The 13,689-nt window shown below is 72.1% G+C and carries 16 protein-coding genes and 1 pseudogene; 7 read left to right on the top strand and 10 right to left on the bottom strand.

Going from position 1 to position 13,689, the window contains the following annotated elements:
* Nucleotides 1-342, bottom strand: coding sequence for a DUF4180 domain-containing protein (locus A7B18_RS03880; RefSeq protein WP_102125348.1), 342 nt, complete (start codon nucleotides 340-342; stop codon nucleotides 1-3).
* 51 nt (nucleotides 343-393) lie between these two features.
* Here A7B18_RS03880 and A7B18_RS03875 point away from each other — a divergent pair, with 51 nt between their 5' ends.
* Nucleotides 394-903 carry a DinB family protein gene (locus tag A7B18_RS03875; protein WP_180970008.1) on the top strand — a complete coding sequence of 170 codons (510 nt, stop codon included), beginning with the start codon at nucleotides 394-396 and terminating at the stop codon, nucleotides 901-903.
* Nucleotides 897-1,373, top strand: a complete 477-nt coding sequence (locus A7B18_RS03870) for a DinB family protein (RefSeq protein WP_245872731.1) — start codon at nucleotides 897-899, stop codon at nucleotides 1,371-1,373. Before A7B18_RS03875 ends, A7B18_RS03870 begins: the two co-directional genes overlap by 7 nt.
* Nucleotides 1,374-1,395: 22 nt before the next feature.
* Here the strand turns inward: A7B18_RS03870 and A7B18_RS22425 are convergent, their stop codons facing one another.
* Nucleotides 1,396-1,620, bottom strand: coding sequence for a hypothetical protein (locus tag A7B18_RS22425; RefSeq protein ID WP_245872730.1), 225 nt, complete (start codon nucleotides 1,618-1,620; stop codon nucleotides 1,396-1,398).
* Between A7B18_RS22425 and A7B18_RS22970 the strand changes: the two are divergent.
* The 3 genes and pseudogenes from A7B18_RS22970 to A7B18_RS03860 form a co-directional block, all read left to right on the top strand.
* Nucleotides 1,511-1,918 (top strand): annotated as a pseudogene (locus tag A7B18_RS22970) (hypothetical protein); the annotation flags it as partial. The gene A7B18_RS22425 and the pseudogene A7B18_RS22970 sit on opposite strands and share 110 nt — an antisense overlap.
* Before the next feature lie 50 nt (nucleotides 1,919-1,968).
* Nucleotides 1,969-2,268: a hypothetical protein gene (locus A7B18_RS22420; protein ID WP_245872729.1), complete on the top strand. Its 300-nt coding sequence runs from the start codon at nucleotides 1,969-1,971 to the stop codon at nucleotides 2,266-2,268.
* Nucleotides 2,269-2,283: 15 nt separating this feature from the next.
* Nucleotides 2,284-3,582, top strand: coding sequence for an aminotransferase family protein (locus A7B18_RS03860; protein ID WP_102125346.1), 1,299 nt, complete (start codon nucleotides 2,284-2,286; stop codon nucleotides 3,580-3,582).
* Here A7B18_RS03860 and A7B18_RS03855 read toward each other — a convergent pair.
* Complete coding sequence (locus A7B18_RS03855; RefSeq protein ID WP_102125345.1) at nucleotides 3,579-4,346, bottom strand: metallophosphoesterase family protein; 768 nt, start codon at nucleotides 4,344-4,346, stop codon at nucleotides 3,579-3,581. The two genes, A7B18_RS03860 and A7B18_RS03855, sit on opposite strands and share 4 nt — an antisense overlap.
* 11 nt (nucleotides 4,347-4,357) lie before the next feature.
* Entirely contained in the window at nucleotides 4,358-5,122 is a 765-nt protein-coding gene (locus tag A7B18_RS03850; RefSeq protein WP_102125344.1) for a WecB/TagA/CpsF family glycosyltransferase, read from the bottom strand.
* A 67-nt stretch (nucleotides 5,123-5,189) separates the two neighbouring features.
* On the opposite strand from A7B18_RS03850, the gene A7B18_RS03845 reads away from it, so the two are divergent.
* Entirely contained in the window at nucleotides 5,190-5,864 is a 675-nt protein-coding gene (locus A7B18_RS03845) for a Crp/Fnr family transcriptional regulator (RefSeq protein WP_180970007.1), read from the top strand.
* 178 nt (nucleotides 5,865-6,042) lie between these two features.
* Nucleotides 6,043-7,602, top strand: coding sequence for a bacillithiol biosynthesis cysteine-adding enzyme BshC (gene bshC / locus A7B18_RS03840; RefSeq protein ID WP_102125342.1), 1,560 nt, complete (start codon nucleotides 6,043-6,045; stop codon nucleotides 7,600-7,602).
* 73 nt (nucleotides 7,603-7,675) lie between these two features.
* Here bshC and A7B18_RS03835 read toward each other — a convergent pair whose 3' ends face one another.
* The 6 genes from A7B18_RS03835 to A7B18_RS03810 all read right to left on the bottom strand — a co-directional run bounded on the left by A7B18_RS03835 (nucleotide 7,676) and on the right by A7B18_RS03810 (nucleotide 13,686).
* Nucleotides 7,676-8,620, bottom strand: a complete 945-nt coding sequence (locus tag A7B18_RS03835; protein WP_102125341.1) for a GNAT family N-acetyltransferase — start codon at nucleotides 8,618-8,620, stop codon at nucleotides 7,676-7,678.
* A 230-nt stretch (nucleotides 8,621-8,850) separates the two neighbouring features.
* Nucleotides 8,851-9,585, bottom strand: a complete 735-nt coding sequence (locus A7B18_RS03830) for a hypothetical protein (RefSeq protein ID WP_102125340.1) — start codon at nucleotides 9,583-9,585, stop codon at nucleotides 8,851-8,853.
* Complete coding sequence (locus A7B18_RS03825; protein WP_102125339.1) at nucleotides 9,552-10,076, bottom strand: DUF402 domain-containing protein; 525 nt, start codon at nucleotides 10,074-10,076, stop codon at nucleotides 9,552-9,554. Before A7B18_RS03825 ends, A7B18_RS03830 begins: the two co-directional genes overlap by 34 nt.
* Before the next feature lie 102 nt (nucleotides 10,077-10,178).
* Complete coding sequence (locus A7B18_RS03820) at nucleotides 10,179-12,722, bottom strand: U32 family peptidase (protein ID WP_425430315.1); 2,544 nt, start codon at nucleotides 12,720-12,722, stop codon at nucleotides 10,179-10,181.
* Between the two features lie 64 nt (nucleotides 12,723-12,786).
* Entirely contained in the window at nucleotides 12,787-13,287 is a 501-nt protein-coding gene (locus tag A7B18_RS03815; RefSeq protein WP_102125337.1) for a universal stress protein, read from the bottom strand.
* Nucleotides 13,288-13,347: 60 nt separating this feature from the next.
* A complete protein-coding gene (locus A7B18_RS03810; RefSeq protein ID WP_102125336.1) occupies nucleotides 13,348-13,686 on the bottom strand; it encodes a hypothetical protein in 339 nt (112 codons plus the stop codon).
* Nucleotides 13,687-13,689 lie beyond the last annotated feature (3 nt).

Here is a 13,689-nt window from a genome sequence, read left to right as displayed (position 1 = left end):
TCAGGGGCGGGAGGCGGCCTGCAACCACGCCCGCGCCTCCTCCTCGGTGTGGACGAAGCGAATCCAGCGGTGGGCCCTGTGCTCATGGGCCAGTTCCGCGAAGCGTTCGCCGTGCGCGTGGAAGTCCGGCAGCACGAGCGCGACCCGGATACTGTAGTTCGTGAACTTCTGGAACGCCTCGCCCGCCAGCCCGTCCCGCAGGCGGAAGAACTCGGGAGACAGGTCGGCTTCGGTCAGAATCAGCCCGCCGAGATCGTAGGCCGCGCCCACGATGCGGGACACGTCCCCCGGCGTGCGGAGGGCGACCCCCAGCTCGCTCGCGGTCCTGATCACGGCACTCATCTCAAGGCCAGGGTAACCCGCCCCCGCACCACTCTCTGCGAAACTGACCCCATGACGACCGACCCCCAGATGGACAGGAACGAGCGCGCCCAGCTCGCCTTCGCCCGACTGCTGCCCAAGCTCTTCCGGGGCGGGCAGGCGTTTGTGGGCGTGGAGGCGTCCTTGAGCGGGCTCGACGCGGAGACGGCCACGCGGCGGCCCGACGGTCTGCCGCACTCGGTGGCCGAACTCGTCGCGCACGTGAACTGGTGGAACCGCTGGATGCTGGACATCATCGAGATGGGCCAGGCGCTGCCCTACCCGGCCCGCGCGGCGGACACCTGGCCCGCCGTGCGGGAGGAGGACTGGCCGCGCGTGAAGGCCGAGTTCTACGAGCTGCTCGCGCGGGTGGACACGCACACCGCCCGGCCCGACCTCGCCAACCCGGTCAACCACGAGGAGACCATCGGGGAGCTGCTGGCGGACTTCGCGCTGCACACGGCGCACCACTTCGGGCAGGTGGTGACGGTGCGGCAGGCACTCAGGGCGTGGCCGCCTCCCGGGGGTGGGGACACGTGGTAGGAGAGCAACCCGCCTTCGGGAAGGCGGTCGGGAACCTGTTTCCCGGTGGTCCGGCGAACGTCTCGTGGGAGCGGGCGCTGGAGGGGCTGGGCGCGGAAGACGCGGCGCGGGTGCCGGAGATGTTACCGCACTCGGTGGCGCAGATCGTCGCTCACGTGGCCTTCTGGCAGGACTTTCTGCTGGAGGAGGCGGGGGGGGGCGCCCCTCTCCGGCCCGAGTACGCGGCGGGCGGCTGGCCTGCGCCGGGACCGTGGGAGGAGGAGCAGGCCCGGCTCCTCACAGGGCAGGGGCGGCTGCGGGCGCTGGCGCGTGACCCGGCCTTCACCGCCACCCCGACCCGCGAGGGCCACCCCTGGGCCGCGATGCTCGCCAACTTCGCGGGGCACGGCCTCTACCACCTCGGACAGGTCGTCACCATCCGGCAGGCGCTGGGACTCTGGCCGCCGCCGGGCGGGGGGGACACGTGGTAGGGGGGCGGGCGGCGGCCAGCTTTCAGCCGCCAGCGGCAGGAGTGGACCTGGGCGGAGCGCTCGCCGTCACCGAACTCAACGCCGGGGATTCCAGCCGCGCCTCGCACGTGTGGCGGGTGGAGTTGTCGGGGGGGCCGGTGATCGTCCGGCGCCCGTGGTGGACCTCCCCCGACGTGAGCCCGTTCATGCTGGGGCTGACGGGATTGTTCGGGACGGACCCGCGCGACCTGGGGGCGGTCTCGGCCACCTACAACCTGTGGCGGGAGGTCGGGGCATGGACCGTGCCGGGGGTGCTGGGCTCGGCAGAGTTCCGGGGAGGTCCGGCCCTCGTCGTCGAGTTCGTGGAGGGTGAGCCGTCCCGTGAGCTGCGGGAGGCGGACACGGCGGAACTCGGGCGGCGGGTGGCAAGGGTTCATGCCCGGGCTTCCGAGACTTTCGGAGACCCGGCGGGCCGAATCCGCTTCCCCCTGGCCGACTTTTACCCCCGCGCCCTGAACGTCGTGCGCGAGATCGCCGCTCACTGCGACGCGGACGCCTGGGCTCCCCACTGGCCGGAGGTCGAGGCTGCGTTCGCCGCCCCCCGCCCACCCGCGCCGTGCCCATGCTTCTCGACTGGGCGGGCTCGCAGTTCGTGTGGCGGGAGGGGCAGCCCTTCGCTCTGGTGGACGTGGAGGCCTCGGCCCTCGCCCCGCCGGAACTCGACCTGTGCCTGTGGGAGGTGCTGCTCACACCGGAGGGTGCCCGGCACTTCCGCAGCGGGTACGCCGAACGTCTCCCCTTCCCCGACCTCCGATCACACCGCGCCGCCTGCCGCCTGATCCTCCGCGCAATGGAGGTCGAGGGCTCGCCGCCCCTGCGCGAGTGGCTGGCCCTGCCGCCCCTCCTCGACTCCTGACCTACGAAAGGCCCCATGACCCACCCCAGCAACGTCTTCTACCGCTCTCGCCAGCCCTACCCGACCGCCGTGCGCGGCGAAGGCGTGTACCTCCACGACGACGCAGGACGGCGTTACCTCGACGGCTCATCCGGGGCGCTCGTCGCAAACATCGGCCACGGTCGCCCCGAGGTCGGCGAGGCGATGGCGCGGCAGGCGCGCGAGTTGCCCTTCGTCCACGGGTCGCAGTTCACCTCGCCGGTGCTGGAGGAGTACGCGGCGCGGCTGATGGGCTTCCTGGGGCTGCCGGATGACCGCTTCTGGGCCGTGTCGGGCGGGTCGGAGGCGAACGAGAGCGCCATCAAGCTCGCGCGGCAGTACCACGTCGAGCGCGGGGAGCCGGGGCGGTACAAGGTGGTGACGCGCGTGCCGAGCTACCACGGCGCCTCGCTGGGGGCGCTCGCGGCGAGCGGGATGGGGACACGGCGAGCCCTGTACGCCCCGCTGATGAACGAGGCGGCGTGGCCCAAGATGCCCCGGCCCGACCCCGCGCTGGGCGGCGAGGAGGACGCCGAGCGCCTGCGGGCGGTGCTGGAGGAGGCGGGCCCTTCGAGCGTCGCGGCCTTCATCGCCGAGCCGGTGGTGGGGGCGTCGGACGCGGCGCTGGCCCCCAATCCCGGTTACCACGCGCGCGTCGCCGACATCTGCCGCGAGTACGGGGTCCTCTTCATCGCCGACGAGGTGATGAGCGGGATGGGGCGCTGCGGCCTTCCCCTGGCCGTGCGGCTGGGCGGGGAGGTCACGCCGGACATCGTGGTGCTGGGCAAGGGACTCGCCGCCGGATACGCCCCGCTGGCCGGACTCGCCGCGAGCGCGGAGGTGTACGACACGGTGATGCAGGGCTCGGGTGCTTTCAAGCACGGGTTCACGTACGCCGGGCACCCGGTCAGCGTGGCGGCGGGCCTCGCGGTGCTCGACATCGTGGAGCGGGAGGGGCTCGCCTCGTGCGCGCGGGTGCGGGGCGAGCGGCTGCTGGCGGGCCTGCGGGAGGTGCAGACGCGGCACGGCACGGTGCTGGAGGCGCGCGGGCACGGCCTCCTCCTCGGGCTGGTGCTCGGCGACCCGGCGACGGGGCGGGCGTTCGAGACGCCGGGGATCGCGGCGCGGGTGGCGGCGGCGGCGATGCGGCGCGGGCTGATCACCTACCCGGGGAGCGGGGCGGTGGACGGCACGCGCGGCGACCACCTCCTCCTCGGCCCGCCCCTGACGATCTCGGACGCCGAGGTGGACGAGATGCTGGAGGCGCTGGACGGGGCACTGGGCGAGGAGCGCTAGAGGACGTCCGCACGCTCCCGCCGCAACGCCAACTCCTCGAAGAACGTGCTCGCCTCCTCTGCCGAGGCGGGCCGTTCCACATTCTCCGCGAAGGTGTCGCCCAGGGGGTGGCCGCTTCGCCGGAAAAGCGCGGCGGCCCGCTCCCGGTCGTACCCCGTGTGCCGCACCTCCACCCCCGGGCCGAGGAGGGCCCACGAGGCGCCGGGGGGCCCGTACCCCATCCCCACACTGCCCGCGTTCACCACCCGCACGCCGCCCACCACGCGGTCGAAGGGGACGTGGGTGTGGCCGCAGACGACGACCCTCTCCTCCACCCCGGCCAGGAGGCGCGCCAGCCGTTCCTCAGAGGTCAGGCGGGTGATGATCTCCTCGTCACTCCGGGGCGAACCGTGGCAGAAGAGCACGGGGCCCAGCCCCTCGACCTCCACCCTGCGGCGGTGGGGCAGGGCGGCGAGGAAGTCGCGGTGGCTGCGGTCAAGCCTCTGAGCCTCCCACGCGAGGGCCCGGCGCTGATCGTCCGGCAATGACGCCCCCGTGGTCCCCGTGTCGAAGAACTCCACCAGTTCCCGGTCGGCGTTGCCGCGAACCCAGCCGGCGCGGTCCCCGAGGGCGAGCAGCAGGTCGAGCGTCTCACGCACGAACGGCCCGTACGCCACGTCCCCGCCGATCAGGACTTGCCTTGCCCCCACCCTCTCCACCTCGTCGAGGACGGCCTCCAGGGCAGGCAGGTTGCCGTGTACGTCGTAGAGGGCGGCGAGGGGCATGGCCGGGCGGCCTACCGCCGCCTCTTCTCCGCCCGCACCATCTGGACGAACCGGGCCAGCCGTGGCGCGCGGTTCCAGCGCTTGCGGTCGAGGCCCACCCGCCACAGGAACTCGACGCCGAGCCTGCGGGTCCAGGTGGGGGCGAGGTCGGCGGTCCCGGCGAATACGTCGATCACGCCGCCGCAGCCGATGATGACGGGGGCGCCGAGGACCTGCCGCCAGTACCCGTTGAAGGTCTCCTGCCGCCCGCCGCCCATCCCCGTCAGGACGAGGTGCGCGCCCGAGGCGCCGACGAGTTCCGCGACCCGCCGGTCCTCGGGGAGGTCGAAATAGCCGTGGTGGACGCCCGCGACCTGAATACCGTAGTCCCGCACGGCGTTTTGCGCGGCTCTCTCGGCGACGCCGGGTTTGGCCCCCAGGAAGAAGACGCGCAACTGTGGCCCGTGCCGCGCCATCAGGCCCTTCACGATGTCGTAGCCGGGGGCGCGGGGCACCTCCCGCCCGTGCAGTTGCCGCGCGGCCCACACGATGCCGATGCCGTCCGCCGTCACGAGGTCGGCCTCCTGCACCGCCGCCACGAGGTCGGGTCGCCCCCGCGCCTGCACGATGTACTCGGGATTGAGCGTGACGACGGTGTGGGGCGAGCGGGGGGCACGGAACATCCACTCGCCGAGGCGGTCAAGCGTTCCCTCCAGATCGGTCACGTCGAGCGGGAGGCCAAGGAGGGTGAGGCGCTCCGCCGGGTGAGGCTGGGCGGTGGGCTGGGGTCGGGTCATGCGTGGCGCGAATTGTAACACGGGCTGTGCGCGGGTCAGAACGGGGCGGTGTGGCAGACTGAAACTCATGATGTCCGGTGCATTCGGAGCGTTGCCCCAGGAGACGCTCGCGCAGGTGATGGCGGCGGCGCGCATAGGCCGCTGGGCGCGGGGGGGGCTGCTCTTTCATCCCGAGGACCCGGCGGAGACGCTGCACGTGCTCACGCGCGGGAGCGTGCGGCTCTACCGCCTCGGAGCGGCGGCGCGCGAGGTCACGCTCGACGTGCACGGCCCCGGCTCGCTGCTGGGGGCGTCGGCGCTGCTTCCGGGCGAGCGGTACGGCATGTACGCCGAGGCGATGGACGACACCGAGTCGCTGATGCTGGGCCGCGAGACGCTGACCCGCCTCACCCGCGCGCACCCGGCGGTCGGGGTGGCCCTGACCGAGCAGATCACCCGCCAGACGCGCGGGGTGCAAGAAAGGCTTTCCGGCCTCGTCTTCATGGAGGTCTCGCAGCGCCTCGCGCTCGCCCTCCTCGCCCTCGCCGAGCGGGAGGGCACCTGGCCCGAGGGCGGCGTGCTGGCCCTGCGCGAGCGGGTCTCGCATCAGGACCTCGCCCACGTGGTCGGCAGCACCCGCGAGACGATCACCAAGCTCCTCGGCGACTTCCGGGCGCGCGGGCTGCTCGACCTGGGCTACCGCCGCATCATCCTCACCGACCGGGCGGGGCTGATCCACGCCTCGCGGGAGCCGCTGCGGTAGGGCGGGCAGGAAGCGCGCGTCTTCCGGTTCCGTCGTCCCCGCCCTGGGTCGTCTCCTCAAGCCCGGCGGTGCGTGGGCGACCGTTTCCCAACGAACGGGCAGCGTGTCCGTGAGGTCAGCACGCCACCCCGGCGCATAAACGTTCTAGGCTGGGCCCGATGCGGAAGACGGTGGGACCTTGAAGGGGACGAGGAGTATCGCGGCGGCGTACCGGGCGGGCGACCTGCCCGGCTTTTTCCGGCTGCGGGCAGGCAACCTGGAGGCGGCACGCGAGGAGCGGCGGGACGTGGACCGCGCGGCCCTGGCAAACGCCCTGCGTGAATACCACCGCGACCTGGGCACGCTGGACAGGGAGGTAGAGGCGACCCTCACCCGGCTCGCGCACCCCGCGTCGCGGGTGGTCGTGACGGGGCAGCAGGCGGGGCTCCTGACGGGCCCGGCGTACAGCGTGCACAAGGGGGCGGACGCGGCCCTCCTCGCCCGGCACCTCGACCGCGAGGACGCGCCCGTCGTCGCCGTCTACTGGGTCGCCAGCCAGGACCACGACGCGGCGGAGGTGGCCTCGACCACCCTCCTCGACCATGCGGAGGAACTGCACCGCCTCACCTTGGACGTGCCCCAGGGCGTGCCCGTGGGCCGGGTGCCCTGGCGGGAGGAGTGGACGGCGCAGGTCCTCGGGCTGCTGGACCGCTTCGACACGGCCCCCGAGTACCGCGCGGCGGTGCGCTCAAGGGTGGAGCGGGCGCTGGCAGGTGGAGGGAGCTACGCGGACGTGTTCGCGCGGCTGATCCACGGGCTGCTCGCTCCCGCTGGATTGCTCGTTCTCGATCCCATGCACCCGGCCTTGGCTGCCCTGATGGCCCCCACGCTCGCCCGCGAACTGGAGCGCCCGCTGGAAGGTCCCGCCCTGATCGAGGACGCGGCGGAACGGCTCTCGGAGGCGGGCTTCGAGCCACAACTGCGCCGTCCGGCAGGGGCCACGAACCTCTTTGTGGAGGAGGGGGACGGGCAGCGGAGGCTCCTGCGTTTCGACGGCAAGAGGTTTTCCACCGAGACGGGCACGTACACCCGCGACGAACTTCTCGCCGTCTTGCATGGCGATCCCACGCGGTTGACCCCGGCGGCGGGGCTGCGCCCGGTGGTGCAGGATGCGCTGCTGCCCACCCTCGCCTTCGTGGTGGGGCCGGGGGAGATCGCGTATGGAGCGCAGCTCGCCGGGGTGTACGGCCTCCACGGGCTCGGGCAGCCGCTGCTGTGGCCGCGCCTGAGCGTGACGTGGCTGGAGCCCAACGTGGCGCGGCTCCTCACCAGGCTGGGGGCGAGCGCCGCCGAGGTGCAGGCCGACCCGGAGGGGGTGTTGGGCCGGGCGCTCGCGCGGGAACGGGGGGCGGGGGCCGCCTCCGCCGAGCGCCTCGCCGCGCTGGACGGCGAATTACAGGCGCTGACGGAAGAACTCGGGGCGCTGGACCCCACCCTCGCCGGGGCCGCCGAACGCACCCGAGTGCGGACGACGGCGCGGATTCGTCACCTCCAGACCCTCGCCCTCCACGCCCTCGCCCGCCAGGAGGACGACCGGACGCGGCAGCTCAAGCGGTTGAAACGTCACCTGCTGCCGCTGGGCACCCCGCAGGAGCGCGAGATGAACTTCCTGACCTACCTCCTCAAGCACGGGGACACGCCGCTGAAGAAACTTCTGAGTCTTCCTCCTGGAGTACAGGCAGAAGTGCCCATCGCTTAGACGGCCATTCTTCACGAGAAAGTGACGATGAAGCGAAGGATGCATGAGCCCCCCGCCTCATCGCCCTGTCTTACTACCCTGTGCGAAGCGTTCGGCGCAGCTTGACGACCCCTGGCTGGAGGTGGTAGCCCAGGCGACGGTTGAGGCTGATGATCGCCGTATTGGACGCATCATTGCCAGTTCGAATTTCGTGCATCCCCCAGGCCTTGGCCTTCTGAACACTCCACGCTTTGAGGGCGAGCGCGATCCCCCGCCCCTGATACGTCGGGTCCAGTGCCGTGAATTCGTGGTGGAGGCGCCGTCCTTCCTCGTAGAAGCCCAGGCCCACCAATCCGACCCAATGCTCGCCCTGGGCCGCGATCAACTGCCCTTCGGGCCGGAACCATTCGGCCTCTATGATCTCGCGCTCGTACTCCTCGAAGGTCGGGAACTCGTCGCCGTTGCCCGGCAGGAGGGGGGCCAGGCGGCGGTTGAGTTCGTACAGCTTCTGTCGCGCCTCCTGGTCGCGCCCCTTCTCTTCGAAGGTGAACAGGGAAAGACCGTTCTGCTGCGCCCGGGCCACCCACTGAGCCAGCCGTTCGTCATCGGCCTCGGCGACACTCAGCGTCATGGTCACGAAGCGTTGGACCTCCTCGAACCCGCGCTGGGAAGCAAAGTGCTCGAACTCGGGAAACAGGCCGTTCACCCAGGTGGTTAACGAGGTGGCACCCACCGCCTCCGCCCAGGCCACCGCACGATTCGTCAACTCGGAGCCCATCCCCCGGCGGCGGGCCGAGGGCAGGACAAAGACCTCGCATTGAAACCACCCTTCCGGGTGCCAGGCGGAGCGGGCCACGTAGCCGTAGCCCACGAGGTCGCCCCCTTCCTCGGCGACGAAGCGCCGTAAGACCTCCTCGCTGGAGGCGTCTTCCTCCTGGGTGGCGGCACGGTCCACGGTGGGCTCCGTCTGGCTTTGCTCGTGCAGGGCGCGAACGGCGGCGAGATCGCCCGCCTTGAAGGCTCGAATATAGAACGACATAACACTCCTCCAGCGTCTGAACAGCCAAAAACGCCAGTGGGACTGACTTCCTGAAGCAACACCATCCACAACCGGGTCAGGGGTGAAACCCGGGCGGTTCAGGCTAGAGGCATCAGTAGAGCGTGAGGAGTTGCATCATGGCTGTTCCAGCGTACCGGAGCATTACGCTCCCACCATCTGCCGATTGCCTTACCCACCTCTGCGGCGTCTAGGCGGTCATTGTCCGGGGATCAGGGCAGGGCCTGGGGCTCGGTGGCGCTCTCCCCATACTCCAGGCTGCCCAGAACGCAGAGGGCCAGCGCCTCCAGGGCCGCCTGCCGTTCATCCGGCTGGAGAGCGTTGAGCGCGGCGTGAAGGGGTTGGGCGGCCTCGGCCTCTCGGGCCGCCAGATCGGAGAGCCAGCGGCGGGGCCCCACCTCCCACCAACCCCGCGCCGCGTAGAGGGCCCGCACCAGCCTCCCGGCGGCGCTCGCCACGAGGTAAGGGTGCATGGGCTCGTTCACGGCAGCGCGCGCCTCGATCACCTCGTCAAGGAGCAGGTGCCGTTCGGCAGGAGTGGGAGGACGGGGGGCCGGACCCGCCGCGTACAGGGCGCGGGCCTCGGCGACGAGGGCGTCGAGGTCAGGATGCGGGACGAGCACGCGCCCCCCGGCGAACATGGCGACGGTGGCCGCTTCTCCCTGCGCGAACCTCACCTGAACTGTTCGGGGCGGGTTGTGGAAGACCTCGGCGGGCACCCCGTCCACCACGAAGCTGCTCCGCCAGCGGTGATCCCCGGTCACGAGCGCGTGGAAGTCGAGGTCGCTGTGCTCGTCCGCCTCTCCCCGCGCCGCCGAGCCGCACCACAGCACCGCGTAGACGCCGGGGGCAGCGGTGACCCGCGAAAGCGCGGCGGGCAGGGCGGCTTCGAGTCGGGCCTGGGCGCGTCCCCTCAGACCGTCACCGTCTCGGGCGTGCTCAGCCACTCGACGTGGACGCCCTGCCCGGCGAGCCACTCCGGCACGCTGTAGCGGGCGCGCACGAGGCCGGAGACGACCCGGTGGGCGGTGGCGACCGCGCGGCACAGCTCGGCGGCGCCGATGAACCCCGCCTCGTGCGCGGCGACGAGTTCGTCGGTGTCCACGATCTCGGCGGCCATGCCGTCGTGGACCACGATGTCGAGGTAATGGTCGCGGACGGTCCAGAGGTCGCCTTCCCGCGTGATGGTGGCGACGTCGATGTAGTGGTCGTGTTCGCGGGGGCCGTGGAAGTCGTAGCGGCAGACCTGCACGCCGGTCTCCGGCAGGAGGTGGGCCTGCCACGCGCGGATGCGCGGGTGGGCCACGAAGTCCCGCGCGACGAACAGGCCGTGGGCGTGCTCGCGGTAGGTGTGCACCGGGCGCACCCCCGTGTTGGTGTGGTGTTGCCCCGCCCCCACGTCGTGCCGTTCGGTTTTCACGGGTTCCGCCGCGCGCATGGGTCATCGTACGGGGCCCGCTTTCCTGACGGAAGTGAACATCTTGGCAAGCAGGGCTTCATGAAGCGTGGCCTAACTCCGCCGTCCCCCCTCCCCCTTTTCCTACACGACGGGCAGGGCGGGCAGGCGGTCGAACCCCTCCGGCACGAAGAGGCTCCCCTCGGTCGTTCCCTGGTCGGAGAGGACGCGCAGCCGGGCTTCCAGCGCGGTCGCGCCAAGCTCGCCCGCGAGGAAGGCGCGGTGCAGGCGGATCACCTCGCGCACCTGCCCCGGCGTCTCGTGGACGAATTCGAGGCGGAAGTCGCGCAATCCCGCCGCCAGCCAGTCCGTCAGGTGGGCGCCCGCCACCTGGGGACGGCCCTCGAAGACGGTGTTGCGGCAGCCCACGTCGGCCATGACGGGGTGCGTAAGGCCACGCTCATCCCGCAGGGCGACCCGGTGCGACTCGCAGGGGTGGCCGCAGTTGGTGTGGTCGGTGCCCTGTGACAGGAAGCGGCAGAAGACGCAGTGCTCGGTGTGGAAGACGGGCAGGTGCTGGTAGGCGATGACTTCCAGCCGCTCGGGCCCGACCAGCCGGGCGAGGTCGGTGATCTGCGCGGCGTTGAGGTCGTGCGTGGGCGTGACGCGGTTTAGCCTCAGGTCGAGCAGCGCGCGGGTGGTCAGGACGTTCGCCGCGTTGAGGCTGAAGTCGCCCGTCAGCGCGGGCAGGTCGGGCGTGCCCTGCAAACCCTCCAGCAGCCCGCCCGACCGGACGAGCAATTCCGCGTTCAGCGAGAGCAGGAACCGCTGGAGGTTTTGCTCGGTCGGCTTGAGGATGCGCGGGCTGGCGACCCGCACGGGAAGGCCCGCCGCCCGCACCCGCTCGACACTGGGCCCCAGGCCGTACAGCTCCAGGTAGTCGAGGGTGATGGAGTCGGGGCGTTCTTCCAGGGCGGCGCCCAGTTGCTCGGGGGTGCGGACGAGGACGTGGAGGCGGGGTTGGGGGGCGTGGGCCGTGGGCTGTGAGGCGAGGGCCTCCCGCAGCGTCTCGTCCAACCGTGTCTGAATCTTGCGTTCGGGGGCCTGACCGCGCAGGGCGGTGAGCCCCTCCACCGCCTCCCGCCGCAGCGCGTTGAGTCCCGACACGGGGAGGAACCCGGCCCCGGCGAGGTCGGCGCTCAGGCCCGCGAGGTGGTAGCCCGTGCCGCCCAGCCTGCCGAGTTGCTCGGCGAGGGTCGCCTCGTCCAGCGCGCGGTTGCGGGCGGGCTGGAGGGGGGCGTCGAGAGTCGCCGTGACGCTGCGTCCCTGCTCGTCGGTGAGGGTGAGGGCGGGCCCCTCCCCGACGTGACCCCGGAAGTGGGCGGTGACGGGGCGGGTGTACACCGGGTCCTGCGCTTCGAGGAAAGGTTTGACGCGGTTGGAGAGGGCGGGGTCGTGCGTGCGCCACACCGGGTCGCCGGGCCGCACCCGCGCCGGGTCCACCGCGCCCCGCCCGAAGCGCAGTTCGGCGGTCTCCCCCGCCCGCACCGTCTCGACCTGCCGCCCGCGCTGCCACAGGCCGTACAGGAAGCCGCCCTCCTCGCGGCCCTCGGGCGTGCGCCAGTTCGCGGGGTCGAAGACGAGGCCGTCGCCGGGGCGCACTTCCTCCGTCAGCTCGACGAGGACGCCGCGCTCGGTCACGCCCCGCACGGTGCCCACCCGCACGCCCCGGTGCCTGGGGGCCCGGCCCCGCACGACCGTCTGGTGGTTCGTCCCGCTCAGGAAGTGGGGACCCAGGCCGCGCGAGTAGACCTGCTCCAGGTCGCGCTCCTCCTGTGCGGTCACGCTCAGGGGCAACCCCGCCCACGCCTCGTCCACGGCCCGGCGGTAGGCGGCGGTCGTCAGGGCCACGAAGTCGGCGTCCTTGTAGCGGCCCTCGATCTTCAGGCAGTTCACGCCCGCCTGGATGAGGTCGGGCACCTGGTGAAGGGCGTAGAGGTCGCCGGGCGAGAGCAGGTAGCGCGCGTCGCCGAGATCGCGGTAAACGCCGTCCACCAGCATCTCGTAGGGGAGGCGGCACGCCTGGGCACACTGGCCGCGGTTCGCGGAGCGGCCCCCCCACGCCTCCGAGGAGAAGCACTGCCCGGAGTAACTGACGCACAGGGCGCCGTGGACGAAGGTTTCGAGTTCGAGGTCGGTCTGAGACGCGATGCGCCCGATGTCGCGCAGGGAGAGTTCGCGCCCCAGCACGACCCGGCTCGCCCCGAAGCGGCGGGCGAGTTCGGCGCCCTCGGCGGAGGTGACGCTCATCTGCGTGGAGCCGTGGATGGGGAGGTCGGGGCAAATCTGGTGCGCCAGCCGCGCGACCCCGAGGTCCTGCACGATGATCGCGTCCACGCCGCTCTCGGCGAGGTGGATGAGCTGCGATTCGGCCTCGCGCAGCTCGCGGTCGAAGACGAGCACGTTGAAGGTGACGAAGCCCAGCACGCCGCGCTCGTGCAGCGCCCGCATGAGGTCGGGCAGCTCCTCGTTCGTGAAGCCCACCTTGGCCCGCGCGTGAAAGGTCTCGACCCCGAAGAAGACGGCATCGGCCCCCGCTTCCACGGCGGCGCGCAGTTGCGGCCAGCCTCCCACGGGACTCATCACTTCGGGTTTCACACGCGCACGGCGCTGGGCAACATCGGGCATAACGCGCCAGTTTAGCCGACCGTCACGGGAGCGAGCGTGAGGCAGGGAACGGGGGCGGGGAGCCTCAGCCCACCTGCTCCGCCTGCCGGGAGGCCGACCAGGGGGTGACCGGGTGGTGCGCCCGCACGAGCAGCACCGGGACGGGCGAGTGGTGGGCCACCCCCTCCGCCACGCTGCCGAGCAGGGCGCGGCTCAGGCCGCTGCGCCCGTGGGTGCTCATCACGATCAGGCGGGCGTCCTCGTCGCGCGCCACCCCCAGGATCACGCCCGGGATGGGGCGTCCGGTGGCCCGCTCCACCCGCACCCGGGCGCCGGGCACGCGGGCGGCGAGCTTTTCTTCGGCCCCCCGCCGCTCCGCGAGCAGGTCCCCCTCGCTCATGGGCGGCAGATAGGCGATTCCGTCCGCCACGGCGGGGAGGGGATCGGGCAGCACGAGCAGGGCGCACAGCTCGGCCCCCAGCCCGGCGGCGAGCGCCTGCGCGTGGGCGAGGGCGTGATCGCCGAGCGGGCTGGTATCGGTGGTCACGAGCAGGGTGGGGTGGGCCGTTCCTTCGTCGGGGGGCATAGGGCGAGCGTAGCCCCGGCCATTACCGGAGAGTTACCGTCCACGTCGCCCGCCCCGCCCTCAGCCCAGTGCCCGGAAGCCCGCCCCCTCCCGGTACTCGCAGACGGTGGGCAACTCGCCGCCTTCCACCGGGGGCAGCGTGTCTTTCTCGTTGAGGTCGAGCAGGTGGTCGAGAACGCGCTGGAAGGGCTCCACCCCGTCGGCGTCGACGGCGGGCTTGGCGACGACGGCGGCGGCCCCGAAGGTTTCCGAGGACGGGGTGGTCTGCCGCCGCAGGAGGAAGCGGACCGCCCCGGGCTCCGGCTCCATCGTGAGGTCGAGGCTGGGCCCGAGGCGGGTGGCGTAGGCGACGAGGGTGGCCTTCGCCATCCGCTCGAACTGTTCGGGAGAAACGTCCACGGC

This window comes from Deinococcus planocerae (genome assembly GCF_002869765.1).
Classification (GTDB): Bacteria; Deinococcota; Deinococci; order Deinococcales; family Deinococcaceae; genus Deinococcus; species Deinococcus planocerae.
Note: the sequence above shows the minus strand (reverse complement) of the source record. Positions and strands in the feature narration are given on the sequence as shown.